The sequence below is a fragment of the Bradyrhizobium sp. HKCCYLRH2060 genome (genome assembly GCF_051168135.1).
Lineage (GTDB): Bacteria > Pseudomonadota > Alphaproteobacteria > Rhizobiales > Xanthobacteraceae > Bradyrhizobium.
The window spans coordinates 194,517-219,905 of the sequence record NZ_JBNPUK010000002.1 but is presented as its reverse complement, the minus strand read 5'-3'; the positions used below and the strand labels follow the sequence as shown (position 1 = coordinate 219,905).

Here is a 25,389-nt window from a genome sequence, read left to right as displayed (position 1 = left end):
ACAGCGCTCACCACGGCGGATTTCCTCGAGAATGGCGCAAAAACCGGCAAAAATCCCCGGGGTTTCACGGCTCCGGCGCAATGCTGCGGCCAAGCGGCTGACGCGGGCGTTCTTTGCCCGCGAGGTGCTCGCGGTGGCGCCGGAGCTGATCGGGGCGACGTTTCTGGTCGACGGCGTCGGCGGGATCATCGTCGAGGTCGAGGCGTATCACCACACCGATCCGGCGGCACATTCCTTCCGGGGACCGACACCGCGCAACCAGGTGATGTTCGGCCCGCCCGGCTTCGCCTATGTCTACCGCTCCTACGGCATTCATTGGTGCGTGAACTTCGTCTGCGAGGCCGAGGGCTCGGCCAGCGCTGTGCTGATCCGGGCGATCGAGCCGACGATGGGGATGGAGGAGATGCAGCGGCGGCGTGGGCTCGAGGACGTCCGTGCACTGTGCTCGGGGCCAGGCAAGCTGACGGAGGCGATGGGCATCACGATCGCGCATAACGCGCTGCCGCTCGATGCTCCGCCGATCGAGCTGTTCGCGCGGACAGGCGATGTCGAGGTCGTCACAGGCATCCGCATCGGCATCACCAAGGCCGTCGAGCTGCCGTGGCGTTTCGGCCTGAAGGGCTCGCGGTTCCTGAGCAAGCCATTTCCGCCGTCATCGCGAGGAACGTAAGCGGCGAAGCGATCCAGGGCTGCGCGTGAGACTCGGGATTGCTTCGCTTCGCTCGCAATGACGGAGGAGAGAGCGTCGTGTCAGACGCCCTGCAGCCGCGACAGCGCCTCTTGGAACTTGGCCTTGCGCGCCAGCGCCGCCTCGCGCTTCTCCTTCTCCTCCTCGACGAGCTCCTCCGGTGCGTTGGCGACGAACTTCTCGTTGCCGAGCTTCTTGTCGACGCGCTCGATGTCGGCCTCGGCCTTGGCGATCTCCTTGCCCAGGCGGGTGCGCTCGGCGGCGAGATCGACGACGCCCTTGAGCGGCAGCGCGGCGACCTCGCCGCGCACGACGAGCTGGGCGGAGCCGTCAGGCGCGGCGTCGGCGAAGCTGATGTCGGAGAGCCGCGCGAGGCGCTTGATGACCTCGGTCCAGCGCGGTGCGCGCTCCCTCGTCTCGGCGGAGGCCCCGACCAGCGCGAGCGGCATCAGAGTCGCCGGCGGAATGTTCATCTCGGCGCGGACCGAGCGGATCGCGGTAACGAGATCGACCACCCAGCCGATCTCGGCCTCGGCCGCCTCGTCCTTGAAGCTGGCGGCGTCGAACGAGATCAGCAGCGGCGGCACCAGGGGATCGCCGAAGCTGGCCGCGGACAGCGCGGCGATCTCGGCCACCGTCGGCCTGTCGGTGCGGTGCGGCCAGGGTGACAGGGTCAGCAGACTGTCGCGCTTGGCGGTGGACTCCCACAGCGCCTCGGTGATGAAGGGCATGAAGGGATGCAGGAGCTTGAGGATCTCGTCGCGCGCCCAGGCCACCATCGCGCGGGTCTCGGCCTTGGCGGGGCCGTCCTCGCCGAGCAGGGTCGGCTTGGAGAGCTCGACATACCAGTCGCAATAGACGTCCCAGACGAAACGGTAGATCGCGTTGGCCGCGTCGTTGAAGCGATAGGCCTCGAGCGCCTCGGTGACCTCGCGCGTCGCCGCGGCCGCCTCATGCGCGATCCAGCGGTTGAGCGTCTCCTTGGCGGAGGCCGGGTCGAAGCCATCCGGCACGGTGCAACCGTTCATCTCGGCGAAGCGGCTGGCGTTCCAGAGCTTGTTGGCGAACTTGCGGTAGCCGTCGACGCGCTGCGTAGACAGCTTGATGTCGCGGCCTTGGGCTGCCATCGCCGCCAGGGTGAAGCGCAGCGCGTCGGCGCCGTGCTCGTCGATCAGCGCGAGGGGATCGATGACGTTGCCCTTCGACTTCGACATCTTGGCGCCCTTCTCGTCGCGGACGAGCGCATGGATGTAGACGGTCGAGAACGGCACCTCCTTCATGAAGTGCAGGCCCATCATCATCATGCGGGCGACCCAGAAGAAGATGATGTCGAAGCCGGTGACCAGCACGTTGGTTGGATAGTAGCGCTTCACCTCGGGTGTATCGTCGGGCCAGCCGAGCGTGGAGAACGGCCACAGCGCCGAGGAGAACCAGGTGTCGAGCACGTCCTCGTCACGCGTGATGAAGCCTTCGCGCTTGTTGCGGTCGAGCGCCATCTCGCGCCCCTGCTCCGCCGTGATGACCTCCTGCTCGACGTAGTAGCCGATGGCGTGGCCGACGGCCTCCTCCTCGGTTTCGGCGACGAAGACCTTGCCGTCAGGGCCGTACCAGGCGGGAATCTGATGGCCCCACCACAGCTGGCGCGAGATGCACCAGGGCTGGATGTTCTCCATCCAGTCGAAATAGGTCTTCTCCCAGTTGCGCGGCACGAACGTCGTCGCGCCCGACCTGACCGCCGCGATCGCGGGCTGCGCCAGGGTCTTGGCGTCGACATACCACTGGTCGGTCAGATAGGGCTCGATCACGACGCCGGAGCGGTCGCCATGCGGCACCATGTGCGTGTTCGGCTCGACCCGCTCGAGGAAGCCGAAGGATTCCAGCCGCTCCAGGATCTTCTTGCGCGCAGCAAAACGCTCGATGCCGTGGAACTCCCTGGCAAACTCCTCGGAGCCCTCGGGAAGGCCGCGCAGATAGTCCTCGTTGTCGACCAGCGCAATGCAGCCTTCGCGATCAAGAATGCTGATCTGCGGCAGGCCGTGGCGGCGGCCGACCTCGAAGTCGTTGAAGTCGTGGGCCGGCGTGATCTTGACCGCGCCGGTGCCCTTCTCCGGATCGGAATAGGTATCGGCGACGATCGGAATCTCCCGGCCGACCAGCGGCAGGATCACGCGCTTGCCGACGAGATGCTGGTAGCGCTCGTCATCCGGATGCACGGCGACTGCGCTGTCGCCGAGCATGGTTTCGGGACGCGTGGTCGCGACGACGATGAAACTCGTGGGATCCTCGGGGCTGAACGTCTTGCCTTCGATCGGATAGCGCAGGTACCAGAGGTTGCCCTTGACCTCGATCTGCTGGACCTCGAGGTCCGAGATCGCCGTCAGCAGCTTCGGGTCCCAGTTGACCAGCCGCTTGTCCTTGTAGATCAGGCCGGCGCGATGCAGCTCGACAAACACCTTGACGACGGCCTTGGACAGGCCCTCGTCCATCGTGAAGCGCTCGCGGCCCCAGTCGCAGGAGGCGCCGAGACGCTTCAACTGGTTGATGATGGTGCCGCCGCTCTCGTCCTTCCACTGCCAGACGCGCGCGAGGAACTTCTCGCGGCCCATCTCGCGGCGACCGGGCTGCTGGCGCTCCATCAGTTGGCGCTCGACCACCATCTGCGTGGCGATGCCGGCATGGTCGGTGCCGGGCTGCCACAGCACGTCGCGGCCGCGCATGCGCTCGAACCGGCACAGGATGTCCTGAAGCGTGTTGTTGAGCGCGTGCCCCATGTGCAGCGATCCGGTCACGTTCGGCGGCGGGATCACGATGGTGAAAGGATCGGCATCGCGGCGATCGGGGCGACCGGCGGAGAACGCCCGGGCATCCTCCCAGACCAGGGACATGCGACCTTCGAGATCGGTGGGCTGATAATTCTTATCGATCATGGCATTTCCAGCGGCGTGGGGCCGGCTGTCCAATTCGGGATGTCGCGGAACTCGTCCGGGCCTTTTGTGACATGACCTGAAAAAGCTCACGCAAGCTGTTGGTGCTTGGGCTGTTTTCGGACTGATGTCCGACCGCGGACCGTGCTCCCGGAGGAGCCCTCTCGATCCGTCCGGCAGGGATCAGCTTGACAGGGCTAGAAAGCCGCCGCGGCGCGCCAAGTCAACAGCAGCGGCGAACATTGACGGAAAGGGCCTACCGCCCGCCGCGGCTCGCTCCAGAACGGAATGCGAGTTCGTGCCCCCTCTCGGCGTCAGCGGCCGCGCGAGACGCGCTCGATCTCGGCCTTGACGATGCGCTCCACCAGGGCCGGAAGATTGTCATCCAACCACGATTTCAGCATCGGACGCAGCATCTCCTTGACGAGGTCCTCAAGCGTCCGGGCGTTGTTGCTCAGCACGGTGTTGGCCAGCGCATTGAATGCCGATTCGACGGCGTTGACCGTGGACGGCGCCAGGATCGGCTGTTTCGGCGTGGCCTGCTCGAAAGACGACTCGAAGTTCGCGGCCTTATGGTTGAGCCGCCCGGACTCGATGAACTCGATATCGTTCTGCGGATCCACCTTTCGGAAGGATGCCGCGGCGGGGGCTGGCGCTGGAGCGGGAGTCGGTGGGGCCACTGCCATGTCGTCCGTCAACTCAAGTACTTCAGGTTCTGGATCCGGCTCGGGTTCGGCCGGCCGGACCTCTGCCGCCGGAGTCGTTTCATCCAAACCCGCCAGCAATGCGTCAATGTCATCCTGACTGTTGGGCGCCGCAGCCGCCGCGGGCGGCGGCGCAGATGGTGGTGGCGCGGGCTTGGCGGGGGCCGCAGCAGCGATCTTCGAAGGCGGGATGTCGTTCATCACCGGCTTCGCGGCCGGGGCCGCCGGCTTCTCGGCCTTCACCGGCTCCGGCGCGGCAGCCTTGTCCGCCGCCGGCGGCTTGCCCTCGTCGTCGGCAATGATACGCCGGATCGACGCCAGAATCTCCTCCATGGAGGGTTCTTGGACCTTCGCAGGCTGCGTCATTTCCGACTCCAAATCAGCAACGCCGCCCTACGTATCGGCGCGGCGCAAAAGTCCCGGGCGCCGGATCCAAGAGGCTCGGACTTCTCAACGGACATGCCAACTTGTCTCCGGACAAGGCCTGATCGATGCAAAACAACAGAACGATACTGCCCATGTCGGAGACTATTCTTGGAAGAACTTCCGACGCAGTCCGAATCGTTCGGCGGCCATTTTGAGGCTATGTCATGGCAACAAATGAATGCAAGCAACGCCGGCCGCGAACCCGGTGGAGCACGGAGGTCGCCTGTCAAGCGTCGCCCATTCGTCACAACCACAGCATGTGCCACAAAAAAATCCCCCGGCCAAGGACCGAGGGATCAGGGTCGATATTAAGAATGTACTAACGACCATCCGGCGTCCGTACACCCGCCCAGTTATCCCGGACCTGCTGGTAGTGAACGCTGGGATCGTAGGTGGTCGTCGGCAGGTTCAGCACCTGCGGCGACAGCCGACCGACGGTCTGAAGCACCGAGTAGGACGCCACCACACGATCGTGCTGTGCGTTCACCAGCGAGTTCCGCGCATTGACCAGCGCCTGCTGAGCGTTGAGGACATCCAGCGTGGTCCGCTGGCCCGCCTTGGCTTCCTCGCGCACGCCGTTCAAGGCGATCTCGGAGGCCGCCACCTGGGCCTGCGCCGACTGCACCTGAGCCTTGCCCGCGAGCAGCTTGCCCCAGGCAGATACCACGTCGGAGCGAGCCTGATCACGCGTCTGCTCCAGGACCAGACGCTGCTGTGCCAGCGACTCCTTGGACTGCCGGATCAGCGAATATTCCGCCCCTCCGTTGTAGATCGGAACGTTCAGCGAGGCGACAGCCGACGCGCTGAACCCACGATAGGATTGCAGGCTCGACTCATAACCCTGCTGAGCCTGAGCCTGGACGTTTACGGACGGCAGCAGCGCACCTTCCTTGATCTTCGTGTCAAGATACTGGACGTCGATGCCGTACATCGCCGCGGTCACGCTCGGGTTTTCCGTCAGGGCCGTTTCGACCGACTGCTGGAGGCTCGGCGGCAAGTAACGATCAACAGGAGAGCCCGGCGCCAGATTCTGGGGATCGTTGCCGATGATTCGGCGGAAGTTCGAGCGGGTCGCCGTCAGCTGGGCCTCTGCTGTGAGCTGCTGCGTGCGGCCGGCGGCGAGCTGAGCCTCGGATTGCGCGACGTCGGTGCGGGTGACCTCGCCGACGTTGAACCGATCCCGAGTCTGCTTGAGCGTCTGCTCCAGCACTCGCGTGTTGCTGCGCTGGACCTCGACGATCGCCGCATCGCGCAGATAGTCCATATAGATCGTGGCCGCGGCTAGCAGCACCTGCTGCTCGAGAATACGGAGAGCCTCTCGTTGCGCCGAGACGTTCGCCTCGGCCTTGCGCACGCCGTTTGCCGTCTGCTGACCGTTATACAGATTCTGGTTGACCGTCAGGCCGACGCTTCGCGGCCTCTGCACGCCGCTGACGGCCGGCGTCGCGGGTGCCGCTTGCAAATCCGTATACTGAATGCCCGCCGTCGCAGTCAGATTGACCTTCGGCCGATACCCCGAGAGTGCCTGCGGAACGCCTTCGTCGACCGCACGAGCCTGGGCCCGCGACGCGTTCAGTTGCGGGTTGTTCTGATAGGCGCGCACCAGCGCAGCCTCGATCGTGTCGGCCAGCGCAGGCGTCGGGCCTGCACAAGCCATCACGAGGACCACAGCCGCCGCTGCGGTGACGAGCTTCACCCCAAACATCCCTGTTCCATTCATTTGTTACCGGCTCGAACGCCAGAGCCGGGCCGTAACCTGTTGAAGAGACTCCCGCGCACCTCGCACCTTATTCCCCATGCAAGCGCAACGGAACCACCCAAGCCTGGAACCCGTATCGAAAACTGTCAACGTGCAGCATCCAGGCCACACTTCTGATTTAAAACAGAATTTTGCCCGCCCGCAGCCGCGAAGACAACGCACCAAGCCGTACTGCGCGACGGGATGCCGGCAGTTCAGAGGGGTCGCCAAGAACTTCGTCTGACGACTTAAAAAACGAACTCGGGGACCCGTTCGAGGCCGGAAATGACCGGCGCCGCGGCATCGAACAGAACCCTGCTGCCGATATCACCATGCGATCGCGTAAAGATCATGGCGCGGGCGGGTCGCGAGGTGGCGAAGACGCCGACCAGGCGGCCGCCCTCTTTCAATTGACGGCAAAGACCGTCAACAGCGACCTCGGTCGCTCCATTGAGGAGAATCACGTCGAAGCGGCCGTCCGCCGGATCACCCTCCGCAGCCGGCGCGACTCGAATCGTAACCGGGCAGCCATCGACGGCGGCAAGCAGATGCTTGGCGCGACCTTCGACCGCCGAATCGACCTCGGTCGCCGTCACGTTGCCCGCAAGCCGGGCGGCCAACGCAGCGAGATAGCCCGTCGCACATCCGACCACCAGCACGCTGTCGGTCGGCTTGATCTCGGCAGCCTGCAGCAGTTTTCCCGTCAGCATCGGTTTGATCAGATACCGCTTGGTCGAAGCGGATTCGGAGACGTCGAGATCCAGGTCGAGATAGGCCAGCGCCTGCCGATCTGTGGGAACGTAGACTTCCCGCGGCACGGTCAACAACGCATCCAGCACGCGGTGATCGGTGACGTCGTTGGTCCGGACCTGACCATCGACCATTTTCTGGCGCGCCGTCGCGAATGAAGACATGAGCAGACCTGCAAGCAAAGCGGATGGACCGCGGACGATCTGCGCAATCTTTTGGTACAAGGCCCTCGAAAAGGCAACATGCGGGTTTCAACGGAGCCGCTGGGACACCGCCTGTGAGGACGCCGACCGCCGGCTACTCGATCACCACGGCCAGTCGCCCGAGCAACTGCACGATCTCGTCAATATGTTCAGAATCACCGCGCGTCATCATGTCGGCCAACCGCGTGAGACATTCGTCGTCGCTGAGACGCTCGACCTGGTCGGGAATCAACGAGGGCGCGGAGACTTCTTCAGCGAATGGGATGACGGTGTTTGGCATCTACGACACTCCATGACCGCGGGGGACTGGCCGGTTCCAGCAAACTATCGGGGCCGGTTTGCTCCCCTCCAAGTGAATTTCCTGTCATCGAACTGTGGGCGGCCGCTGCCCAGCAAGCGTTCAAAATCAATCTAACCATATGAAATTTCGGTATTTTATTCCTGAGCCCGCAATCGTCGCAAAGATGCGATTTCGTTCTATGCAAGGCGAAACGGCTTTGTTATACGCAGCCGCATTCGCGAACATTGCTTCGCCTGTTCCTCGGTAGCTCAGCGGTAGAGCATTCGACTGTTAATCGAATGGTCGCTGGTTCGAATCCAGCCCGGGGAGCCATTCTGGCCATGCCGAATGGTTCTTTATCCTCCCAATCCTTCTTTCTTGTGACGCGGGACATCCGCCGATTGGCGGCGAACGTTCGCCGATCTTCACTGTCTTCCCTTGACCGCGCATGGGGCGTCGGGCAAGCGGGGGCACTCCTTCTGCAGTGACGACCAGCGATGCCGATTTCCGATCATCTGAGAGCCGTCCGCAGCAAGATCGGCCATGATCTGTTGGCGACCACGGCGGTTTCCATCTCCGTGTTCGACGACCAGGGCCGCATTCTGCTCGGGCGCGACGCGGAGACGGGCCTCTGGACGTTGCCCGGCGGCGCCATCGATCCGAATGAGCATCCGGCCGACGCCGCCACCCGCGAATGCTTTGAGGAGACCGGCCTCGTGGTCCGCCCGAAACGTCTGCTCGGGGTGTTCGGCGGCCCGGAGTTCCTCATCCGCTATCCCAACGGTGATCTGACCTACTATACGGTCATCGCCTTCGAAGCCGTCATCGAAGGCGGCGCGCTTGCGCCTGACGGCGAGGAGATCGCGAGCCTCCGATTCGTCGATCGTGGGGAATGGGACCAGCTCCCGGTGTCGCCATCGAGCCGGATCATCTCGCGTCAGGCGCTCCAGCACGACCCGGTCCCCTACTTCGCTGCCGCGAGCTGGCGGCCCGAGAGCTGAACCGGACTCGAGTCCTTGGATCCTGTCGCCGCAATTCTCATGCTGATGGCCGGTCTGCTTCATGCGAGCTGGCATGCCATCGTCAAGACCGGCAGCAGCCTCTCCCTTCTGGCTGGCATGGGTCTGGTGAGCAGCGCCCTGATCCTGCCCTTCATGTTTCTCGTTCCCGTTCCGGCGCTCTCGACCTGGCCGCTCATCGTGGCCTCGCTGGTCTTGCACGCGGGCTACAAGGCGAGCCTCGCAATGGCCTACCGTTCAGCCGAGCTTGGACGTACCTACCCGATCGCGCGTGGCACCGTTCCGCTGTTCGCAACGCTATTTGCCTCGCTGGGTCTGCAGCAACTGCCACGGAGCGGGCAGTTGATCGGAATCGCCGTCATCGTCCTCGGAATCACCGGCCTGGCACGCGACCGCATCCACGGTCCGATCGACCGCCGCGCGTTCTGGGCTGCGGTCTGCGCCGCCGCACTGGTCGCCGGCTATTCGGTCGTCGATGCGGCAGGCACTCGGCAGACCGAAGGCTGGGCTTCGTTCACGGTCTGGATGATCGTGCTCGACAATGTCGTGTTCTTTCTCGTCGCAATGATGTTGCGAGGACCTGCGCTGGTGTTGGAGATCCGAGACGCCCGGACTCCGGTGCTGATCGCAGGCACCCTGGGGCTGACGTCATTCGTGGTATTCCTTTGGGCCTTGAGCCGCAATCCGATCGCCAATGTGGTCGCGTTTCGCGAATGCAGCGTCCTGTTTGCGACGCTGATCGGCGTGCTGTTCCTGAAAGAGCGTGCAACGCCGCAACGGCTTTGCTGCGCGGCGCTGATCGCAGTCGGGCTGGTCATCGTCGCCTTGCTCAAGCCGGATTGAGATTCGTCAAACAGCCGGAGCCATCGACCCGGACATCATAGTTCCATCTTCATCGCATGATGCACAACAGAAGATCTGCCTGCGGTCCGGACAGGGAAGTTCCGTAAAACTCCTGGTTGCAGAATCGCAGTAACTAATTCAGTGTTAACTACTTTGCCATTTTTGAGCCTCAGCCTATTGTCCTTGTAGCGTGAGAGTCCTTCAGTCCCGCTGATACTGAGGTGGCCCATGCCTACTGTCCTCATTATTGACGATGATTGTGCCACGCGCGCTGCGCTGGAAACATTATTGAAGAAGAAGCGGTTCTGCGTGTTTCTCGCGCCGGATGGTCCGACCGGCATTCGATTGATCGGCAGCGTGTCCTTCGATGCCGTCGTGATCGACATGTTCATGCCGGGCATGGACGGCATCGCAACCATTCGCGAGCTCATCAAGCTCGATCCCACGGTCCCGTTCATCGCAATCTCCGGCTACGCGTTCACCGATAAGAAACTGGGAGCTCCAGACTTCCTCGGTATGGCAATCAAGCTCGGAGCAACGGCAGCGTTGCAGAAGCCGTTCGACATCCTCGATCTGCTCGAAGCGGTCGATCGTGCGATCGAGGTGCGGCAACGACTTCTGACCGAGGCGCGGCGCGTGGCTCCTCATCCACGTCTGTCAGGAAGGGCTCATGATGAACATCCTGGTCGTTGATGACGAAGTCGGCGTTTGCTGTGTCATCCAGCATCTTCTGGTTCGCGAGGGCTACGCGGTCACGGCCGTCACCGACGGTCGGCTGGCCATGGATGCCGTGTCCCGCGACGATTTCGCTGCGGCCCTGATCGATCTCAACCTGGCCGACATGGACGGCAACGACGTCATCCGGGCTGCGCGCGCGGCCCGGCCCACGATGCCCATCGTGATGATGTCGGGCATGGTGCTCGAGTCAGGACAGGGGGCGCCTGACTTGCTCTCCCCCTCGCCCAAAGTGGTCGGCCTTCATCGTTTGGCGAAGCCGTTCAAGCCGAAAGACCTGTCGCAGCTGATGCGTGACATTCTGGCGCAGGACACCGAGCTTCTCGCCGTGGCGGTCTGACTGCCAGCGATTCTGCTGCTTGCGTCGAGCCGGGCGTTTGGAGCGGGTCGCCTCTCTGGCCTTTGCCGGCAAGGCAGCCTGCGACGCGCGGCAGACGTTCTGGATCTCTTGCTCACGGTCGGCTACGGGCGGACTCGTGATCGCTGCAGGGCATCACCTGCCGCACGGGCAGACGGGTCGACGGACGACGAGAAGCCTTGGGATGTGAGCCCGTTCACACTGGAACGGCGCGGACCGCGGTATCTTTTGGAACGAAGGGCACCGGTAACCAATTAGGTCCTTCGTGCCCGATCGTTAGAATTTGAGCGATCCGCTCAATTTGAACAAAGTGGAATTTTGCCATCGTGGCTCGCAGTTTGTGCGAGGGCGAGATGAGCGAAGCCGAATACGAGTTGTTGATGGATGTTGTGAGAACCGCTATTGCGCCCGAGACCGAGACCGATTCCATGGCCCGTTTGTTCGCGATTCTGCATTTCCCCGCGGCAGCCAACGACAACCAGGGCGCCTGGCCGCTGATCCCGTTTCCGGACGGCTGGTTCGCGGCCTGTTGACGCGCGATCTTCTGTCGTCATGCAAGCCAGTGGATCGGCACGTCTTTGCCGGAACACTGCTGCGGTCTTCATTTTCTGAGATGGCGACGGCGGAGGCCGCCGCCCCTCAGATCGCCGGCGCTACTTCTTGACTGCGAACACCCAGACGACGCCGCCTTGCGGGACGTTGTCCTCCAGACCGATGTTGCCTTTCGAGAGCGCATCCTGGATGCGTTGCGCATCGACGCCCCAGCCGGACTGCACGGCGATGTACTGCGTGCCATCGACCTCATAGGCGACGGGCATGCCCATGATCCCCGAGTTCGTCTTCTGCTCCCACAGCAGCTCGCCGGTCTTGGCATGGAAGGCCCGGAACATCCGGTCGTTGGTGCCGCCGACCAGAACGAGATCGCCCGCCGTCGCGGTCACCGACCCGAACAGCTGGGATTTCGGGAAATTGTGCGACCACACCTTCTTGCCTGTCGCGGGATCCCAGGCCTGCAGCTCCCCGAAATGGTCGGCACCGGGCCGCACCGTGAGCCCGATGTCCTCGGCCTTGGTGCCGAGCCAGAGCTGGCCGGGAACGAGCGGCAGCTTTTCCCCGGTGAAGCCGCCGCAGAAATTCTCGTTCGCCGGCACGTAGACGAAGCGCGTCTTCTGGCTGTAGGCCGCGGACGGCCAGTCCTTGCCGCCCCACAACGAGGGACAGAAGTCGACACGCTTGCCGAGCGTCGGCTTGTGCGCGGGATCGACGATCGGCCGTCCCGTCTCGGGCTCGATGCCCTTCCAGACATCGGTGTGGACGAAGTTCCAGCCATTGACGTAGTTGATGCGCTCCGGCGTGCGCTCGAGCACCCAGAAGATGGCGTCGCGTCCGGGATGGATCAGGCTCTTGAAGCTGCGGCCGTCGCGCTGCAGGTCGACCAGCATCGGCGCATCGACCTCGTCCCAGTCCCACGAGTCGTTCTGGTGATACTGGAAATGCGTCTTGATCTTTCCGGTCGCAGGATCCAGCGCGATCACCGAGCTGGTGTAGAGATTGTCGCCGGGGTGCAGGCCCCCTGGCCAGGGCGCGGCGTTGCCGACGCCCCAATACACCGTCTTGGTGTCCTTGTCGTAGGTGCCGGTCATCCAGGCCGAGCCGCCGCCGTTCTTCCAGTCGTCGCCGCTCCAGGTGTCATGCCCGGGCTCGCCTTCGGCCGGGATCGTGAAGGTGCGCCAAAGCTCCTTGCCGTCCTCGGCGTCATAAGCGGCAACGTAGCCGCGGACGCCGAACTCGCCGCCGGAGCCGCCGACCATCACCTTGCCGTCGACGATCAGCGGCATCAGCGTGAGATATTGTCCCTTCCTGTAGTCCTGGACCTTCTTGTCCCACAGCACCTTGCCGGTCTTGGCGTCGAGCGCGACCAGATGATCGTCCGTCGTGGCGAGGTAGAGCTTGTCCTGCCAGAGGCCGACGCCACGATTGGTCGGATGCAGCTGGAACAGATCCTCGGGGAGCTCGCGCTTGTAGCGCCAGTACTGATCGCCGGTCTTGGCATTCAGCGCGATCACCTGCCCCATCGGCGTCGTGATGAACATGACGCCGTTGTTGACCAGCGGCGGTGCCTCGTGCCCCTCGACCACGCCGGTGGCAAAGGTCCAGACCGGCACCATGTCCTTGACATTCGTGGTGTTGATCTGGTCGAGCGGACTATACCCCTGGCCATCATAGGTCCGGCGGTAGAGCATCCAGTTGCCCGGTTCGGGATTTTCGAGCCGCGTGGGCGTGACGGGACTATAGTTGTCGATCGGGCCGGCCACGGCTGCCGGTGCGGCGAGACAGGTGAACGCCACGGTGCTCGATAGCAGCCATTGCTTGATCGCGGTGGACGTGATGGACATGGACAAACCTCCCCTGCTTCGTTTTTCGATTCACTTGTTGTCGTGACGGGTGTCGAGACGATGCGAGTTCCGATAGGGACATGGGATCTCATCAGCCCTGTTGGCCACCTACCTTCCCAATGAAGGGCCCGGCGATCAGGAGCGTGCCGTCCTTGATCGCGAGGGGAAGCGCGGCAAGCCGCCGCGGCGCGGGGCCGAACACGACCTGCGCCCCGCGCCTCGGGTCGTACTCGGAATTGTGGCACATGCATTTGAAGACATCGTCGTTGCCCTCGGTCGCCTTGATCCAGGCCGTGACCGGGCATCCCGCATGCGAGCAGATGGCCGAATAGGCCACGATTCCTTCGGCTGCGCGCTGACGCGTGTCGTCGTCCAGTTCGTTTGGATCGAGCCTGACGAGCACCACCTCGTTCAATCGCGATCCGTCACGCACGATCGCATTCGCTGGATCCTTCGGCCACGCGTGAACCGGTGGCTCGCCGAGCTTCAAGTCGTCAGGCGTGATCGTCTGCCCTTCGCGCTCCCCTTCCGAGAACACGATCAGGTCGCCTTTCTGCGGCCGCTTCTCCTTGCGAGGATCATCGTCGTCGGCCGCTGCGCTGGCGACTGTTGCGCATGCGGCAAGCGTGCCGAAAACCACCGAGCGGCGTGTCGGGTGATCATCCATGACAGATCTTTGCGTGTGAAGTTGTGTGCTTGAGTCGTGGGAATGCTGCTCTAAAGTCCGGCGTCCCGCAGCGCACCCTGACATAGAACAATTAGAACAACACAACCTGACGAAATCAAGGCGCGTTGCGCGATTTCGCCGCGATGTTTTCAACTATCGTCGCTGCTGCGCGTCATTGCCGATGCAACAGTTCGGCGAAAGCTGCTGGTGATCGGCAGCCGCCGCATCGCCTGCTCCGTCTGGAATTTTCGACCACGCGAGATGTGGACCAGGGTCGGGATGAGAACGGCGCGACAACACCCCTACGCGCTGCCGAGCCCGATGCCGACCAGTTCGAAACGCGGCTCGGCGGATCGAACGTCCGGCTGGCTGAGGGCCCGGATCGATGGAGTCGGCTTCGCGACGAGAGTGGTTGCCTAAGCGACCGATTGCCTATATTGCTCCGCCCACAGGGGCCACGTGGCGGAGTGGTTACGCAGCGGTCTGCAAAGCAGATTGGTTCCCTCGCCTTTTCAACCAAAGTTCTGAAGCTGCTTGCGGATTTCCGAGTGGAATCCCGTGGAAACCGCCGCTTTTGTTTCTGAAACTCGGTTTTCAAAGCTTCCCATGAAATTCGCCTCTTCCCGCCCCTACGCCGATCCCGAGACCGCCGCGCGCGAGCTGGTCAGGATCTCGGCGGGGCTCGAGCCGGTGCAGGACGGCCGCATCCACATCGAGAAGATCAACTGGCCGATGCTGGCGGAGCTCAAGGCCACGCCGGCCGAGTACAAGGCCGGCCTCGACCTGGCCGTTGAACGCGGCTGGCTATGGCTGCACGAGAGCGGAACCTATGTGAAGCTGACGGATGCCGGTAAGCAGGTCCTGGCCTGAGGCCCTCTAGCGGCTCGGCTGCTCGGCTGGGCCCCAGACCTAGCGGCTTCCCTCGGCAGCCGATCTCGGGAATCAATGGGCGATGTCCCCGCGCGTCATCCAGATTCCGCTGTCCGGCGGCGACCGCAAGGCCCAGGCCAAAGGCTTGCGTGCGGCGCACGGCCTGCACGACAGCTATTTCGCGCAATCGCAGCTGATCCGCAGCGCGGCCGTCGAGAAGCTGCGCGAGGCAGACCGGCTGGAATGCGAGGCGTGGAACGCGATCATGTGGGCCGGCGGCCCGGCGATGCCGGCGCCCGGCGAGCCGCAGGCCAACCCGACCATCGGCATAGCGCTGAACGCCGGCTACGACCTGCTCGAGGCCAAGTGCAACCGCTGCCGCCGGATCTCGCTGGTGAGCCTGCGCGCTCTCGACCGGCCGCCCGCGACACCGATCTGGAAGCTCGAAGCCGCACTCTATTGCGAGCCGTGCAGCGAGAAGCGACGCTGGGGCCGGCAGCGCGCGCACATTCTCCGGCTGACATGCGCCAAGCCGGATCCGGAGCCCACCCGGATCAAGACGCCCTGAGCGGCGCCCGCGCAATCGACGTGGAGAAAGGCAATGGTGGAGACGAAGGTCAAACGGGGGTCAGTCAGTTGGGCTTACATCTACGTCGCGTTGGCTTTCGCAATTTCCATCGAGGGGCAGATTATCTCAATGATCGAACCTCTCCCATGGCTCTGGAAGATAATCGCCTACGCCTTATTGGTCGTCGTCACGTGCTGGATATTCCTTTGGTTCGACTGGGTGCCTAATAAGCTGATTAGACTGAAGAATTGGTACGAAAATCGCTACCGCTAAGAATCGGCTTATGTGCAACCTATACTCCATGACCAGGAACGTCGACGCGATCCGCCGCCTGTTCGGCATCGCGCCGGATCATGACCGCACCGGCAACCTGCCGTCGCTGCCCGCGATCTTCCCGGACTACCCGGCGCCGATCGTGCGCAACGGCGATGGCGGCCGCGAGTTGGTCATGGCGCGCTGGGGCATGCCGTCGTCGCAAAAAGCACTGATGGACGCGGCCAGGCGGCGTGCAGCGAAGCTCGAGGTTAAGGGAAAGGCGGTCGACTTCAAGGAGCTGCTGCGCTTGGAGCCCGACAGCGGCACCACCAACATCCGCAACGTCAACAGCGCGCACTGGAAGCGATGGCTCGGTCCAGCAAACCGCTGCCTAGTGCCATTTACATCGTTCAGCGAGTACGACACGGTCGACGGCAGCAAGGTGCCGGTGTGGTTCGCCGCTAGCGATGATCGCCCCCTGCTCTGCTTTGCCGGCCTGTGGACCACCTGGACTAGCGTCCGCAAGGTCAGGGAAGGTGAGGTGACCTGCGACGTCTACGGCTTCCTGACCACCGAGCCGAATGCCGTCGTTGCGCCCATCCACCCGAAGGCCATGCCGGTGATCCTGACGACGGCTGAGGAACACGACCTCTGGCTGCGCGCCCCCTGGGACGAGGCGAAGGCGTTGCAACGGCCGCTACCGGACGGCGGGCTGAAGATCGTCACGCGCGGCGAGCGCGAAGACCCAGGACGAGCCCAAATGTGACTCGTAGTCTACCTGTGTAGAGGATCCGCCCTACGGTCGGCGAATAAAAGCGAGGGTCCTTTGGGTGAAGTCCGCCAGCTCCGCATCGTTAATTAGCTCAGTCGCGTAGGCCGTGTTCGTATCGTGGTGAAACCGGTTTGCGTAATCTAGCAGCGCGCGAAACTCCCGGGCATTGGTTGCGCTCATAATCTCTTGCGGGGTGCCGGCTCGCGTCTCGCAAAGGTCCTGAAACCGCCCAAGCATACTGCCGGGAGTAAAAATGTTCGGATAGGCAACGCGGCAGAATGACTCCATCATCGGTCTCAGCGATTCAGCGACTCGTCGTTCGATGGTCGGGTCAGCCTGTTCCAGATACTCTACCGCTGCCGCATACCGTCGATCGTGTTCTGTCATCATCGCCGCGTAAATGTTCCAAGCAGCGAGAGTTGAGCCAGCCCCCGAACGTCGGACCTCTAGGGCGACTTTCTGCAACTGTTGGCACTTGTCCCAAACGCCGAGCAGGAACGGCTTCGAGTGCGAAAGAACTACCAGACCGGCCACATCACGCACCAGACGGTCCATCTCCTGCAATGTGTGCAGTGTGCGGTGCTCATCCAGACTTGTCATCGGGTCATCGATGACTACAATTCTCTGAGCGCGCAGCGGATCATTTTGGAGGCTCGCAAAGAAGAAGGCGAGGGCTAGCGTGTTGCGGTCTCCGGCGCTGAGTGTATTGCTGAAGCTTGGCGATCCAGGATCGGCCGTCAGCGGGACTGGATTTCCATCGATCAAAAGTGTGTAGTTCGCCGCCGACCCACCACGTGTGTTCGCAGCGTCAACAGGTCCAACCCGGAAGTTAGCATTGAAGCGCTGAAGGAAGTCGTTGATGGCGACCCCATAGGCAGGAAACGCAGCTTGCCGGTGTTGGTCGAGCGCAGTCCGGGCAACTCGCCGCCGTTGCTCCGTGGCGGCTTTTGCAGCCCTTTCCGCCAAGTATGCATCGCAGAGCGGCGCAATCGCGGGATCGTGTCGCGCTTCAACGGCACGCAGATTTGCTAAATCGTTAGCCAACGTCGCCTCATTGGCCTCACGCGCCTGCTCTTTCACTGTTTGCAGCCGGGTGTTAGCCGCGTTTAGCAGGTCCGAGACTTCCCGAATCCTATCGCAATTGGCGTTGTGTTCGGCGACCGCACGCTCGACTTCGGCCGGTACGCTCATTGGTTCCAGCGGCGCGGACATCTTGGCTTCAAGCAAACGCTCAACCGATTCTCTAGCTAACTTCCATGTTCGCGCGATCACCACTGTGTCGATCCCAACGGCCGGAACCCTGGCGAACGCCTTCCAGAATGCCTGACGCTCTACGGTTTCGCGTATGCTGCGCTCGAACGCCGCCGGAACATCACCAGATTGAACCGCCCGGAAGTTGCGCGCCGCTTCCGTGATCAGCAACTTCAATTCCTTGTAGGCGTGCCCAAAATGAGCACGGTAGTGAGCAAGTACTGGTGAGCCCGCCAAGTCCTGGGCGCAGAAGGGGCATTCGCCATGTCCATGCTCGGCAAGACGGCCAACAAACCCCATTCCCTCTCCCACCCACGCCTCGCCTCCCCTACCCAGCTGGCTAAGATGCTCCTGCACTCGCTCTAAGGCGCTCGCGTCGAGATCTGGGAGGCTCTTTGCAAGCAGTTCCCGGAGTGCATCGAGATCGACCTTTGGCAGCGAAAGCTGTGGCAAGGTTGGCGTTTCGGCAACTCTACTCGCGTCGCGAGCCGCCGCGAGACGACGCTCCGCCTCCTCAATCGCCTGCGGTAAGTGGGGCATGGGCGCTAGGGCACAGAACGCATCAACGGAGAGGCCACTCCTCAGCCGCGCCGGTATAGCGCTTTCCTTTTCTCGGAGCTCGGCATTATGAACCTCGATCTTATCGACCTCGGCCTGCAGGGCCCGCGCCAGAGCTATGCCCTGACTTCCGACGATCAATTCGTGTAGATTCTGCCGGTGAGTGACGCCAACTTCCATGCCAGAGTAGACATTTTCCGCGACGAACGTGTCATCGAAAATGACGATTTCGGGAGCCGTACGAGTCCATGCGCCGTTCTGGAAAACGGCGGGCGCGCCGGAGCCGGTGTCAATGACCACATGCGGCAGGTGCACGGCGCCAAGCCGCGCTCGCTCGGTAATGAGCTCGGTCCGACCGCTTGCAAGCGACCGCAGGATTGCGGCTAGCGTCGTCTTGCCGCGAGCATTTTCAGCATAGATGACCGTCAGGCGGCTGAATGGAAGTTGAGCGCCGGCAACTACGTTGTCGAACTTGCCGATATTGCGCAGCAGCTTGAGCCTTCGGACCACTAGCCACGCCCCCCCTAAGCGCCCCCGCAGATCGGAATGGTTGTGTTTTGCGGGGTGCACACTTCCTGTACATGGGCCCGATTGAAGAATCAATTTCCGAACCGACCGCATCAAACTCGCGGCAATCAAACAGAGAGGGCTCACTGGAAAACTTGGGTCCGGATGATCTCCGGCATCACCCCTGTGGCTTCATGCCCAGCCGCTCGCCGCACATGCTGCCATATGCGCCCATCACGCCGAGCAAACCATCGCCGGCGTTCGGGTCCTCCGTGTTGAGCTGCTCGATGGTGCCCGTCGGCGACGCAATCACGTTGACCTTGCAGGCGTAGGTCTTCGCGCTCCGATCGCTGGTCAGGGTGGTTTCGGTCGCCAGCTGCCAGACGTAGGACGACTGCCCGCTGTTCATGCGGAAGCTGCTGGTTGGCGGCCCCCACTTCATCACCAGCGTGTCGACATTCCTGCCGACATATTCCTGCCCGAGCCGCGCCCGCACCTCCGGCGCCGACGCCGCGCAGCCGCCCACCATGGCGCAGAGCGCCAGCACCCCCAGGACACGCATTTCAACCCCTCCACGCCCCAGGCACTCAAGCGCAGCCCTGGCGCGATTGCAACATGGTTGCCCGTCGCGCGTGCCGCGCAATGACGATCATCCCCAGTCAAGGGCGCGAGCGCCGGCCACGCCCGGAGAGGGCTGCATGTCGAGAAGCACGACGTCTGGCTTCGCGCATGCGCCATGATGCTGGCCTTTTCTGCCACTCTGGTGGCGTAGTCCCTCCCCCAACCGGCACTGATTCTGCGATCCCGGCTGCACATTCTTGCTGCGCTCTGGATCGACCTCGGACGGCAGCTTTCCCAGCTCGATCACCCCCGGGCCGAGACCGACCACGGCGCCCATCTCACCGATCTGCTGATCACGCTGGCGGTCTATGTCGGCACGACCGCGGACCGGCCGATGACGGCCTCGCGCCTGGCCGCCACCGTCGGCCTGCCGCGCACCACCGTGCTGCGCCGGCTGGCGCTGCTCGAGCGCGCCGGGCGGGTCGAGCGCCGCGGCCAGGCGTGGCGCACCCCGCTGGCCCATCACCTCGCTCTTGAACAGGGCAACCTCGCTGCGATCGCCGCGCTTGTCGCCGCCGCCGCAGCCGAGCTCGCGCCATGATGGCAGCGGCGGCTTTTTCCACTGCACTGTCCAAAATGGACACACGTCCCCATGGCGCAATCCGGAACTCCATATCACACTACCTCTGCGCGCAGCCCACCTCCACACATCCTTAAATGTTTCCGAGACCGGAGTTGCTGGTCATGTTGTCCTATGCGTCCACGCTCATTGCCCGCCGTCACGTCCTGGTCCGCGCGCTCGGCATCACCGCGACAGGCGCGGCGCTGCCGCTCCCCCTGATCGTCGCCGACACGCCCGAGGCCCGCATCGCCCACCACCTGCGCGAGGCCTGCACCGCGCTCCAGGAGCTGTATCCCGAGGCCGCCTTTCAGTCCGCATTCCGCCGGCGCGCGGCGTTCGATTGGGTCAGCGCCGGCGACATCGTTGCCGTGATCAAGGCCGCGGAACGGAATCCGCCGCCGGGACTCGAATCGTCATGAGGTTCTGTCTGCGTTGTGACGACACCGGCTTCGTCTGCGAAGCCCATCCCAGCCTCCCCTGGAGCGACAGTCCGCGCGGCTGCCGCTGCGGCGCACCCGGCGATCCCTGCCCGATCTGCAACGGCGCGCTGCGCGAGGCCGAACCGCCTGCGATCAATCCAGCCGAGATGGACGACGCCGAGCAAGAGCTGATCGCGCTGCGCGCCCGGCGGCGGAGGCACTGATGCCGCGCCGCCCGATCGAGCTGCCGCCGAAGGTGGCACGCGAATTCATGGCCGACCTCGAGGCCTATCGCGCAGCGTCTCCCGGCCTTGCCAAGGACGAGATCGCCGCGCGGCAATGCCGGGCGTTGCGGGAATATCTGCGGCCGTCCGATGGCAAGCTGAAGCTGCCCGACGTGCGCAAGCTAATGGATGCGATGGCGGAGGAGATGGAGTGAGCCTCAGTCCGGCCGGCCGGCGGCCGGGCCGCGCGGTGCCGGCTTGATCTTCGCCAGATCGTCCCTCAGCCTGGCGCGCGCGTTCCAGAGGTCGACGTCGGCCTGCAGCCCCATCCAGATCTCCGCCCCGTTGTCGAAGAACTTGCCGAGCCGCAGCGCCATGTCCGGAGACACCGCCGACTTCTCGGCGATGATGTTGCCGAGCGCCATCCGCGTCACCCCGATCAGGGGCGCGGCGGCGTAGACCGACAGGCCGAGCGCATCGAGCTCACGCTTGACGATCGCGCCCGGATGCGTCGGCGGCCGCCGCCGCGGCCCTGCCTTGTGCTCGGTCATTGGCTCTCCGCAAGGGGCGCGCGGCCCCCTCTCAATGGTACTGCTCGAAATCGACACGGTAGGCGTCTCCTTTATCCCACTCGAAGGTGATCCGCCAAGCGCCGCTGATCCAGATCGAATAGCGCACCGGTTTGAACTGCTTCAGTTGATGCAGCCGCAGGCTCGGCAGGTTCAGCGCCCGAAGGTCGGCAGCGCGGTTGAGCACGTCCAGGGCCTCAAGGCAGCGGCCGTGGAATTTGGCGTCGATCCGGGCGGTCCTGCCGCTCTCGAATAGCTCTTTCAGTCCGTTGTGTCGATATGTCCTGATCATGAAATTAGTATAGTAACACTATACTAATTCGTCAAGTGACGATTTACGTTTCCGCGCGAGAAAAAATCCGCCTTATACGTAAAGTATCGCTTTACTAACGTATAGTGATACTTTACTATCCCTTGCATAGAGTGAAGTCCACCGGCGTCCCACCTAGGCCGTGTCGGAATTGCCCTTCGAAACAAAGGGGCCGACACGGGGGAACGTCAGAGGGTTTCCGGCGAGGGAGTTTCCCTCCGCCGCCTCCACCGGTCCGGTGGGCTTCACTCACCCATCTCTCAACGACGACCTGGAGGAACATCATTCATGGCCAATTTGCTTGCGAAGCGCATCCCGGACGGAACCGGCATCTATTCTCACACTCAGTGCACATACACGCTGCTCGGCCCGCGGTTTCCCCGCAAACGCGGTTTGCTCGACTTCGCATCCGCCCTCAATGATCCCGATGCACGGAATGACGAAGACACCTACGAACGCGTGTGCATCCTGATGACCGGCGGATTTGCTGACTGATCGCGAAGGAGGCGAAGTCCCGTGAACAAAAAGCCCGGCCCGCAGGCATGCGGACCGGGCCAGGCGTTGAGCAACTTGGTTTGTGAGAGGCCTGGGGGGCCTCTACCCTTCCGTCATACCATCGCGCGCCAATGATCTCGCTGAGCGCGCCGCCTCTCATCCCACGCCGCCACCCGGCTGAGCAGCCACAGCCCGACGACGACGGCCCCGGCAACGCGCCAGAAGCCAAACGCATCGACGGCGTGATCCATGACGACGCAGACGATGAACAGGATCAGGCAGCCGGCGACGAAGTGCAGGAAGTCGTCGTACATGGTCAGGCTCCGCCTGGTTGCACGTAGCAGAACACGTAGCGGTTCCGGCTGAGGAAGATCACGCCGTGGCCGGTGGGGTTGCCGCGGTCCCATTTCAGCTTGTTCTGTGGCACCTCGATCTCGGTCCCCATGGGCACATGCGGCCGGCCGCGCGGCTCATCCGGGCGATCGTCGGTGATGATCACATAGGTCCTGCCGTCGCGGACGTGGATCTCGTCGGCGAAATAGGCATCCGCCTCGCCGCAGCAGGACGCCGTCGGCACGTCCGGCTGCATCAGGCTCTCATACCAGGCGCGTAGCGCCGGATCGCTGCTCTGCCACTGGCCGAGGTCGCGCGCGTGCGCCGGCCGCGCAATCGAGAACAGCGCGGCGGCGGCGATGATGGCGGCGAGGCCGATCGCGACGAGCAGCACGCGGATGGCCACATGGCCGCCGGCGCCAGCACCCGCGCGCGGCGCATCCCAGCCGAACAGGCCGATCATGACGATGATGAGCGCGACGGTGGCGAGCAGAACGGCGATCGCGGAGAGCATGATCGTCTCTCCCCTTACCAAGGCAAGCCGTGCGACAGCGCGATCACCAGCGCGATCAGGCAGCCGCCGGTCAGCACCGGAAAGGGTGACACGCGGTTTCCGCCCGCGGAGCTCATGCCGTTGCCGTAGGCCGTGACAGCCGTCGCCAGCAGGGTGAGGACGAGCACGATTGCAGCGAGAACCAGCGCCATGGCGACGCCTCCTTCGGGGTTCGGGGTGATGGATGATGGACGGACGGATGGCGAACGTTGTCAGGCCTTGCCGTCCATCTTCTCGGCCAGCCGCTCGAGCCGCTTGTCGATGCGGTCGCCGAGCTGGTCGAGGCTCTTCTCGACGCGCGCGATTACGGCCTCGAACGAATTCTTGCGCACGAACTCGTCCCTCGCCCAGGTCTCGATCTCGTGCACCTTGGTGCGGATCGCCGCCACCGCCTCGCCAATCTCGCGGCGGGCGATGTCGAGGTCGACGACGGCCTGCTTTTCGATCGCGGCCATCTTGACCGTGAGCGTGGCGATGTCCTGCTTGAGGACCTTGGTTTCCTCCGCGATCTTGTCGCGGATGTTGGTTTCGACGCGGGTCAGGCGCCAGACCACGCCGGCGCCGCCGCCGGCAATCATGATGATCAATGTGATCAGTTGATAGTCCAGTCCGGCCACCTGTCATTCCCACCTGTTGGCGCCCGTCATCGCGCGCGCTTGCCTCCGATGACGCAAACTCAACCCGCTGCACGAACGCCCGCGGCGACCTGGTCCGGTCACCCGCCCTCGCCCTTCTGCTTGATTGTCGCGGCGCGGGCGTCGGCGAACACGGTGCCCTTGCCGGGCCCGGCGCGCAGGATCAGCGGGCCGCCGCCGCACAGGAAGCCGATCAGCAGATAGGCCCATTGCACGAGATCGCCGTTCGACGGATAGGAGCCGCCGAACATCCAGATCAGGAATGGCACCGCCCATTGTGCCCAGGACAGCACGAACACCTGGGACATCAGCGTGATGAACCAGCCGAGGCGGATGATCCGCGACGATTTCATCGCGTCGACGAAGGCTGCATAGGTCTTGGCGAGCGCCTCGGCATGCGATACCTCGATGTCGCGCGCGGCCTGCTCCATGACCGCGAGCAACTTATCGACCGCCTCCTCCTTGCTGACCTGCTTGTTATTGTAGGAGACGAAGATGCTGGCGGCGGTGTCGAAGAACTTGTTGATGAAGGGCAGGCCGATCGCGCCGATGATCGAGGAGAACATCAGACGTCTCCCCGCTTCTCCGCCAGCGCGCGGAAGTAGTTGAGCAGCAGCAGCAGCAGAACCACGCCGATGCCCCAGAACTTCTCCGGCACATAGCCCGCGATCACGCTGGTGATCGGCGTGGTGTCGACGCCGACCAGCATCGGCGCCAGCATGTCGTGCATGTAGACGACGCCGACCGCCATGGTCACCACCGCCGCCGTCAGCTTCTGCTTGAGGCCGGCGAGCTTCTCGGACACGGCCGCCAGCATGCCGGCTTCGCGGGTCCACAGCCAGGTCAATGCCGGCGTGCGCTTCAGCAGGGGCCCGATCCAGACGACATAGACGAATGCGATCACGGCGCCGTTGAGCAGCCAGAACGCCACCCACTTCAAGACATCCTTCAGCATGGTCAGTTCCTTTCAGGGGTCGGGAGCACGGAGACGAATTCGGCGCGGTCGACCACCGCGCGCAGCAGCCAGGCGCCGGCGCCGAGACAGGCGGCGGCGAAGACGAGGCAGAGCAACAGGCCGAGCGCGAGCTCGCCGCGGCTCATCGGTCCGGGGCCGCATCGCCGCGGCGCCGAAGGCGGCAGGCCGAAATGGCGGGGCATGACAGGGCCCTCCGCGGCGATCAGAACCAGTTGGCGATGACGGCCGCGCGCTTGCGCGCCAGCAGGATCGCCGCGGCGATCGCCAGCGCGATGGCGAGGCCGGCGACGGCCGCGACGGCCGCCGGCGGCAGCGGCGTCGGCGCGTCCGTGCCCTGCCGCGCGCCCTCGTGGCCGGCGCCGGCGGCCACCGTGGTGCCGGCCGCCCCGGTCGCGACGGTGCGCAGGCGGCGCTCCTTGGCCGTGGCGGCGTCGACGACTTCCTTGGGCGGCTTGGCCGTCGGCGGGCTGCCCGGCATGCTCTTCGCCACCGGCAGGATCCGGTCGACCGAGGCCATGCGGGCGATGATCGGATCGTTGCCGGCCATCAAATGCAGGCGGTCGGCCAGGCCATTGCTGCCGCCGTTCCACAGCTTGACGCAGCCCTTGAAGTCGCCGGCGTCGGCCTTGGCGTTGAGGCCCTTCCAGTCCCAGAACGCGGCGCAGATCTCCGGCTGCCGCTCGAGCTGCGACACCGCCTCGGGACGATCGACCGCCGGCACGCCGGTCCGCGCCTCGCATTCCCGGTAGGCGCCGAGGCCGGTCCATTGCGGGCCGCCGTGGCCGATATAGGTCGATCCGTCATGGGTGCCCGGGCGGTTGCCCATGCGGCCGCCATAGATGTCGTCGAATGCCTTGAGCTGCCAGCCCGGCGCGGTGCCGAACCGCGCCCGCACCGCTGCGGCCGAGGCGAAGCGGTTGGGCCAGACCTGCGCCATCCGCTCCGGCGTGTACGCCAGGCTCTCGGTGAGGCCCTTCAGCGCGAAGCCTCCACATTCGTGCTCGAGGTTGGCGAAGAAGTACGACAGCCGCGTCCGCGTCGCGTTGACGCCGACCTTGGTCAGCACCTCCTGCCTGGTGACGAACGCCTCGATCACGGCCTCAGGCGCGCGCGGGAACACCGCGCGCAGGGTTTCGCGCGTCAGCTCGATCATGTCAGGGGCTCCGATGTTGCGAAAACG

The 25,389-nt window shown here is 64.0% G+C and carries 34 protein-coding genes and 1 tRNA gene; 15 read left to right on the top strand and 20 right to left on the bottom strand.

Annotated elements, in window-relative coordinates; genetic code table 11:
* The first annotated feature begins 31 nt into the window (after positions 1 to 31).
* The gene (locus tag ACQR10_RS04820) at positions 32 to 670 is read left to right on the top strand and encodes a DNA-3-methyladenine glycosylase (RefSeq protein WP_316215836.1); all 639 of its coding nucleotides are present in this window, start codon (positions 32 to 34) and stop codon (positions 668 to 670) included.
* An 80-nt stretch (positions 671 to 750) separates the two neighbouring features.
* Here ACQR10_RS04820 and ACQR10_RS04815 read toward each other — a convergent pair whose 3' ends face one another.
* The 5 genes from ACQR10_RS04815 to ACQR10_RS04795 all read right to left on the bottom strand — a co-directional run bounded on the left by ACQR10_RS04815 (position 751) and on the right by ACQR10_RS04795 (position 7,713).
* Positions 751 to 3,615: a valine--tRNA ligase gene (locus ACQR10_RS04815; protein ID WP_316215837.1), complete on the bottom strand. Its 2,865-nt coding sequence runs from the start codon at positions 3,613 to 3,615 to the stop codon at positions 751 to 753.
* A 311-nt stretch (positions 3,616 to 3,926) separates the two neighbouring features.
* Positions 3,927 to 4,682, bottom strand: a complete 756-nt coding sequence (locus tag ACQR10_RS04810; RefSeq protein ID WP_316215838.1) for a PopZ family protein — start codon at positions 4,680 to 4,682, stop codon at positions 3,927 to 3,929.
* 379 nt (positions 4,683 to 5,061) lie between these two features.
* Entirely contained in the window at positions 5,062 to 6,447 is a 1,386-nt protein-coding gene (locus ACQR10_RS04805) for a TolC family outer membrane protein (RefSeq protein ID WP_315799932.1), read from the bottom strand.
* Between the two features lie 281 nt (positions 6,448 to 6,728).
* A complete protein-coding gene (locus tag ACQR10_RS04800; protein ID WP_316215839.1) occupies positions 6,729 to 7,394 on the bottom strand; it encodes a protein-L-isoaspartate O-methyltransferase family protein in 666 nt (221 codons plus the stop codon).
* A 133-nt stretch (positions 7,395 to 7,527) separates the two neighbouring features.
* Positions 7,528 to 7,713, bottom strand: a complete 186-nt coding sequence (locus tag ACQR10_RS04795; protein ID WP_315799930.1) for a hypothetical protein — start codon at positions 7,711 to 7,713, stop codon at positions 7,528 to 7,530.
* Positions 7,714 to 7,971: 258 nt separating this feature from the next.
* Between ACQR10_RS04795 and ACQR10_RS04790 the strand changes: the two genes are divergently transcribed.
* The 6 genes from ACQR10_RS04790 to ACQR10_RS04765 all read left to right on the top strand — a co-directional run bounded on the left by ACQR10_RS04790 (position 7,972) and on the right by ACQR10_RS04765 (position 11,201).
* Positions 7,972 to 8,046: transfer RNA gene (locus ACQR10_RS04790), tRNA-Asn, on the top strand.
* A 164-nt stretch (positions 8,047 to 8,210) separates the two neighbouring features.
* A complete protein-coding gene (locus tag ACQR10_RS04785) occupies positions 8,211 to 8,714 on the top strand; it encodes an NUDIX domain-containing protein (RefSeq protein WP_315799929.1) in 504 nt (167 codons plus the stop codon).
* Positions 8,715 to 8,729: 15 nt separating this feature from the next.
* Entirely contained in the window at positions 8,730 to 9,575 is an 846-nt protein-coding gene (locus ACQR10_RS04780; protein ID WP_316215840.1) for an EamA family transporter, read from the top strand.
* Between the two features lie 228 nt (positions 9,576 to 9,803).
* Positions 9,804 to 10,268 carry a response regulator gene (locus ACQR10_RS04775; RefSeq protein ID WP_315799927.1) on the top strand — a complete coding sequence of 155 codons (465 nt, stop codon included), beginning with the start codon at positions 9,804 to 9,806 and terminating at the stop codon, positions 10,266 to 10,268.
* Positions 10,246 to 10,650 (top strand): response regulator, encoded by a 405-nt coding sequence (locus tag ACQR10_RS04770; RefSeq protein WP_315799926.1) that lies wholly within the window; start codon positions 10,246 to 10,248, stop codon positions 10,648 to 10,650. Before ACQR10_RS04775 ends, ACQR10_RS04770 begins: the two co-directional genes overlap by 23 nt.
* Positions 10,651 to 11,021: 371 nt before the next feature.
* Positions 11,022 to 11,201 carry a hypothetical protein gene (locus tag ACQR10_RS04765; protein WP_316178689.1) on the top strand — a complete coding sequence of 60 codons (180 nt, stop codon included), beginning with the start codon at positions 11,022 to 11,024 and terminating at the stop codon, positions 11,199 to 11,201.
* A 120-nt stretch (positions 11,202 to 11,321) separates the two neighbouring features.
* On the opposite strand, the gene ACQR10_RS04760 is transcribed toward ACQR10_RS04765, so the two are convergent.
* Both ACQR10_RS04760 and ACQR10_RS04755 read right to left on the bottom strand, forming a co-directional pair.
* Complete coding sequence (locus ACQR10_RS04760; RefSeq protein WP_316215841.1) at positions 11,322 to 13,064, bottom strand: methanol/ethanol family PQQ-dependent dehydrogenase; 1,743 nt, start codon at positions 13,062 to 13,064, stop codon at positions 11,322 to 11,324.
* Between the two features lie 91 nt (positions 13,065 to 13,155).
* Positions 13,156 to 13,731 (bottom strand): ubiquinol-cytochrome c reductase iron-sulfur subunit, encoded by a 576-nt coding sequence (locus tag ACQR10_RS04755; RefSeq protein WP_316178685.1) that lies wholly within the window; start codon positions 13,729 to 13,731, stop codon positions 13,156 to 13,158.
* 606 nt (positions 13,732 to 14,337) lie between these two features.
* On the opposite strand from ACQR10_RS04755, the gene ACQR10_RS04750 reads away from it, so the two are divergent.
* The 3 genes from ACQR10_RS04750 to ACQR10_RS04740 all read left to right on the top strand — a co-directional run bounded on the left by ACQR10_RS04750 (position 14,338) and on the right by ACQR10_RS04740 (position 16,190).
* Entirely contained in the window at positions 14,338 to 14,601 is a 264-nt protein-coding gene (locus tag ACQR10_RS04750) for a hypothetical protein (RefSeq protein WP_434911869.1), read from the top strand.
* An 82-nt stretch (positions 14,602 to 14,683) separates the two neighbouring features.
* Positions 14,684 to 15,169, top strand: coding sequence for a hypothetical protein (locus tag ACQR10_RS04745; protein ID WP_434911868.1), 486 nt, complete (start codon positions 14,684 to 14,686; stop codon positions 15,167 to 15,169).
* A gap of 283 nt (positions 15,170 to 15,452) precedes the next feature.
* A complete protein-coding gene (locus ACQR10_RS04740) occupies positions 15,453 to 16,190 on the top strand; it encodes an SOS response-associated peptidase (protein WP_434911867.1) in 738 nt (245 codons plus the stop codon).
* 30 nt (positions 16,191 to 16,220) lie between these two features.
* Here the strand turns inward: ACQR10_RS04740 and ACQR10_RS04735 are convergent, their stop codons facing one another.
* From ACQR10_RS04735 to ACQR10_RS04725, 3 genes are all read right to left on the bottom strand, one after another.
* Entirely contained in the window at positions 16,221 to 18,515 is a 2,295-nt protein-coding gene (locus ACQR10_RS04735; protein ID WP_434911866.1) for an AAA family ATPase, read from the bottom strand.
* Between the two features lie 175 nt (positions 18,516 to 18,690).
* Positions 18,691 to 19,074, bottom strand: a complete 384-nt coding sequence (locus tag ACQR10_RS04730; protein WP_434911865.1) for a hypothetical protein — start codon at positions 19,072 to 19,074, stop codon at positions 18,691 to 18,693.
* 87 nt (positions 19,075 to 19,161) lie between these two features.
* The gene (locus tag ACQR10_RS04725) at positions 19,162 to 19,410 is read right to left on the bottom strand and encodes a hypothetical protein (RefSeq protein WP_434911864.1); all 249 of its coding nucleotides are present in this window, start codon (positions 19,408 to 19,410) and stop codon (positions 19,162 to 19,164) included.
* Here ACQR10_RS04725 and ACQR10_RS04720 point away from each other — a divergent pair.
* From ACQR10_RS04720 to ACQR10_RS04705, 4 genes are all read left to right on the top strand, one after another.
* Entirely contained in the window at positions 19,303 to 19,674 is a 372-nt protein-coding gene (locus ACQR10_RS04720; RefSeq protein WP_434848905.1) for a helix-turn-helix domain-containing protein, read from the top strand. The genes ACQR10_RS04725 and ACQR10_RS04720 overlap by 108 nt on opposite strands.
* A 143-nt stretch (positions 19,675 to 19,817) precedes the next feature.
* A complete protein-coding gene (locus ACQR10_RS04715) occupies positions 19,818 to 20,114 on the top strand; it encodes a hypothetical protein (RefSeq protein ID WP_434841068.1) in 297 nt (98 codons plus the stop codon).
* The gene (locus ACQR10_RS04710) at positions 20,111 to 20,338 is read left to right on the top strand and encodes a hypothetical protein (protein WP_434841069.1); all 228 of its coding nucleotides are present in this window, start codon (positions 20,111 to 20,113) and stop codon (positions 20,336 to 20,338) included. The genes ACQR10_RS04715 and ACQR10_RS04710 overlap by 4 nt, the downstream gene beginning before the upstream one ends.
* On the top strand, positions 20,338 to 20,553 hold the full coding sequence (locus ACQR10_RS04705; protein ID WP_434841070.1) for a hypothetical protein: 216 nt from the start codon (positions 20,338 to 20,340) through the stop codon (positions 20,551 to 20,553). The genes ACQR10_RS04710 and ACQR10_RS04705 overlap by 1 nt, the downstream gene beginning before the upstream one ends.
* A gap of 3 nt (positions 20,554 to 20,556) precedes the next feature.
* Here ACQR10_RS04705 and ACQR10_RS04700 read toward each other — a convergent pair whose 3' ends face one another.
* Together ACQR10_RS04700 and ACQR10_RS04695 are read right to left on the bottom strand one after the other, a co-directional pair.
* Positions 20,557 to 20,889: a HigA family addiction module antitoxin gene (locus ACQR10_RS04700; RefSeq protein ID WP_434911863.1), complete on the bottom strand. Its 333-nt coding sequence runs from the start codon at positions 20,887 to 20,889 to the stop codon at positions 20,557 to 20,559.
* Between the two features lie 31 nt (positions 20,890 to 20,920).
* A complete protein-coding gene (locus tag ACQR10_RS04695) occupies positions 20,921 to 21,199 on the bottom strand; it encodes a type II toxin-antitoxin system RelE/ParE family toxin (protein ID WP_434911862.1) in 279 nt (92 codons plus the stop codon).
* 306 nt (positions 21,200 to 21,505) lie between these two features.
* Between ACQR10_RS04695 and ACQR10_RS04690 the strand changes: the two genes are divergently transcribed.
* Positions 21,506 to 21,712 (top strand): hypothetical protein, encoded by a 207-nt coding sequence (locus ACQR10_RS04690; protein WP_434844260.1) that lies wholly within the window; start codon positions 21,506 to 21,508, stop codon positions 21,710 to 21,712.
* A 113-nt stretch (positions 21,713 to 21,825) separates the two neighbouring features.
* Here ACQR10_RS04690 and ACQR10_RS04685 read toward each other — a convergent pair whose 3' ends face one another.
* From ACQR10_RS04685 to ACQR10_RS04650, 8 genes are all read right to left on the bottom strand, one after another.
* Complete coding sequence (locus ACQR10_RS04685) at positions 21,826 to 22,026, bottom strand: hypothetical protein (RefSeq protein WP_434911861.1); 201 nt, start codon at positions 22,024 to 22,026, stop codon at positions 21,826 to 21,828.
* A gap of 2 nt (positions 22,027 to 22,028) precedes the next feature.
* Positions 22,029 to 22,559, bottom strand: a complete 531-nt coding sequence (locus ACQR10_RS04680) for a hypothetical protein (protein WP_434911860.1) — start codon at positions 22,557 to 22,559, stop codon at positions 22,029 to 22,031.
* A 14-nt stretch (positions 22,560 to 22,573) separates the two neighbouring features.
* Complete coding sequence (locus ACQR10_RS04675; RefSeq protein WP_434911859.1) at positions 22,574 to 22,750, bottom strand: hypothetical protein; 177 nt, start codon at positions 22,748 to 22,750, stop codon at positions 22,574 to 22,576.
* Positions 22,751 to 22,810: 60 nt separating this feature from the next.
* Positions 22,811 to 23,215, bottom strand: coding sequence for a hypothetical protein (locus ACQR10_RS04670; RefSeq protein ID WP_434911858.1), 405 nt, complete (start codon positions 23,213 to 23,215; stop codon positions 22,811 to 22,813).
* Positions 23,216 to 23,313: 98 nt separating this feature from the next.
* Positions 23,314 to 23,799, bottom strand: coding sequence for a hypothetical protein (locus ACQR10_RS04665; protein ID WP_434911857.1), 486 nt, complete (start codon positions 23,797 to 23,799; stop codon positions 23,314 to 23,316).
* Positions 23,799 to 24,188 (bottom strand): hypothetical protein, encoded by a 390-nt coding sequence (locus ACQR10_RS04660; protein ID WP_434911856.1) that lies wholly within the window; start codon positions 24,186 to 24,188, stop codon positions 23,799 to 23,801. Before ACQR10_RS04660 ends, ACQR10_RS04665 begins: the two co-directional genes overlap by 1 nt.
* A gap of 2 nt (positions 24,189 to 24,190) precedes the next feature.
* Entirely contained in the window at positions 24,191 to 24,391 is a 201-nt protein-coding gene (locus tag ACQR10_RS04655; protein WP_434911855.1) for a hypothetical protein, read from the bottom strand.
* A 20-nt stretch (positions 24,392 to 24,411) separates the two neighbouring features.
* Positions 24,412 to 25,362, bottom strand: a complete 951-nt coding sequence (locus ACQR10_RS04650) for a glycoside hydrolase family 19 protein (protein ID WP_434911854.1) — start codon at positions 25,360 to 25,362, stop codon at positions 24,412 to 24,414.
* Between the last annotated feature and the right edge of the window lie 27 nt (positions 25,363 to 25,389).

What these genes read in the sequence shown, in the direction of transcription:
- ACQR10_RS04820 (WP_316215836.1), top strand. Translation starts at nt 32, where the DNA reads ATGGCGCAAAAACCGGCAAAAATCCCCGGGGTTTCACGGCTCCGGCGC.
- ACQR10_RS04815 (WP_316215837.1), bottom strand. Translation starts at nt 3,615, where the DNA reads ATGATCGATAAGAATTATCAGCCCACCGATCTCGAAGGTCGCATGTCC.
- ACQR10_RS04810 (WP_316215838.1), bottom strand. Translation starts at nt 4,682, where the DNA reads ATGACGCAGCCTGCGAAGGTCCAAGAACCCTCCATGGAGGAGATTCTG.
- ACQR10_RS04805 (WP_315799932.1), bottom strand. Translation starts at nt 6,447, where the DNA reads ATGTTTGGGGTGAAGCTCGTCACCGCAGCGGCGGCTGTGGTCCTCGTG.
- ACQR10_RS04800 (WP_316215839.1), bottom strand. Translation starts at nt 7,394, where the DNA reads ATGTCTTCATTCGCGACGGCGCGCCAGAAAATGGTCGATGGTCAGGTC.
- ACQR10_RS04795 (WP_315799930.1), bottom strand. Translation starts at nt 7,713, where the DNA reads ATGCCAAACACCGTCATCCCATTCGCTGAAGAAGTCTCCGCGCCCTCG.
- ACQR10_RS04785 (WP_315799929.1), top strand. Translation starts at nt 8,211, where the DNA reads ATGCCGATTTCCGATCATCTGAGAGCCGTCCGCAGCAAGATCGGCCAT.
- ACQR10_RS04775 (WP_315799927.1), top strand. Translation starts at nt 9,804, where the DNA reads ATGCCTACTGTCCTCATTATTGACGATGATTGTGCCACGCGCGCTGCG.
- ACQR10_RS04770 (WP_315799926.1), top strand. Translation starts at nt 10,246, where the DNA reads ATGATGAACATCCTGGTCGTTGATGACGAAGTCGGCGTTTGCTGTGTC.
- ACQR10_RS04765 (WP_316178689.1), top strand. Translation starts at nt 11,022, where the DNA reads ATGAGCGAAGCCGAATACGAGTTGTTGATGGATGTTGTGAGAACCGCT.
- ACQR10_RS04760 (WP_316215841.1), bottom strand. Translation starts at nt 13,064, where the DNA reads ATGTCCATCACGTCCACCGCGATCAAGCAATGGCTGCTATCGAGCACC.
- ACQR10_RS04755 (WP_316178685.1), bottom strand. Translation starts at nt 13,731, where the DNA reads ATGGATGATCACCCGACACGCCGCTCGGTGGTTTTCGGCACGCTTGCC.
- ACQR10_RS04750 (WP_434911869.1), top strand. Translation starts at nt 14,338, where the DNA reads ATGAAATTCGCCTCTTCCCGCCCCTACGCCGATCCCGAGACCGCCGCG.
- ACQR10_RS04745 (WP_434911868.1), top strand. Translation starts at nt 14,684, where the DNA reads ATGTCCCCGCGCGTCATCCAGATTCCGCTGTCCGGCGGCGACCGCAAG.
- ACQR10_RS04740 (WP_434911867.1), top strand. Translation starts at nt 15,453, where the DNA reads ATGTGCAACCTATACTCCATGACCAGGAACGTCGACGCGATCCGCCGC.
- ACQR10_RS04730 (WP_434911865.1), bottom strand. Translation starts at nt 19,074, where the DNA reads ATGCGTGTCCTGGGGGTGCTGGCGCTCTGCGCCATGGTGGGCGGCTGC.
- ACQR10_RS04725 (WP_434911864.1), bottom strand. Translation starts at nt 19,410, where the DNA reads ATGGGCGCCGTGGTCGGTCTCGGCCCGGGGGTGATCGAGCTGGGAAAG.
- ACQR10_RS04715 (WP_434841068.1), top strand. Translation starts at nt 19,818, where the DNA reads ATGTTGTCCTATGCGTCCACGCTCATTGCCCGCCGTCACGTCCTGGTC.
- ACQR10_RS04710 (WP_434841069.1), top strand. Translation starts at nt 20,111, where the DNA reads ATGAGGTTCTGTCTGCGTTGTGACGACACCGGCTTCGTCTGCGAAGCC.
- ACQR10_RS04705 (WP_434841070.1), top strand. Translation starts at nt 20,338, where the DNA reads ATGCCGCGCCGCCCGATCGAGCTGCCGCCGAAGGTGGCACGCGAATTC.
- ACQR10_RS04700 (WP_434911863.1), bottom strand. Translation starts at nt 20,889, where the DNA reads ATGACCGAGCACAAGGCAGGGCCGCGGCGGCGGCCGCCGACGCATCCG.
- ACQR10_RS04695 (WP_434911862.1), bottom strand. Translation starts at nt 21,199, where the DNA reads ATGATCAGGACATATCGACACAACGGACTGAAAGAGCTATTCGAGAGC.
- ACQR10_RS04690 (WP_434844260.1), top strand. Translation starts at nt 21,506, where the DNA reads ATGGCCAATTTGCTTGCGAAGCGCATCCCGGACGGAACCGGCATCTAT.
- ACQR10_RS04685 (WP_434911861.1), bottom strand. Translation starts at nt 22,026, where the DNA reads ATGTACGACGACTTCCTGCACTTCGTCGCCGGCTGCCTGATCCTGTTC.
- ACQR10_RS04680 (WP_434911860.1), bottom strand. Translation starts at nt 22,559, where the DNA reads ATGCTCTCCGCGATCGCCGTTCTGCTCGCCACCGTCGCGCTCATCATC.
- ACQR10_RS04675 (WP_434911859.1), bottom strand. Translation starts at nt 22,750, where the DNA reads ATGGCGCTGGTTCTCGCTGCAATCGTGCTCGTCCTCACCCTGCTGGCG.
- ACQR10_RS04665 (WP_434911857.1), bottom strand. Translation starts at nt 23,799, where the DNA reads ATGTTCTCCTCGATCATCGGCGCGATCGGCCTGCCCTTCATCAACAAG.
- ACQR10_RS04660 (WP_434911856.1), bottom strand. Translation starts at nt 24,188, where the DNA reads ATGCTGAAGGATGTCTTGAAGTGGGTGGCGTTCTGGCTGCTCAACGGC.
- ACQR10_RS04655 (WP_434911855.1), bottom strand. Translation starts at nt 24,391, where the DNA reads ATGCCCCGCCATTTCGGCCTGCCGCCTTCGGCGCCGCGGCGATGCGGC.
- ACQR10_RS04650 (WP_434911854.1), bottom strand. Translation starts at nt 25,362, where the DNA reads ATGATCGAGCTGACGCGCGAAACCCTGCGCGCGGTGTTCCCGCGCGCG.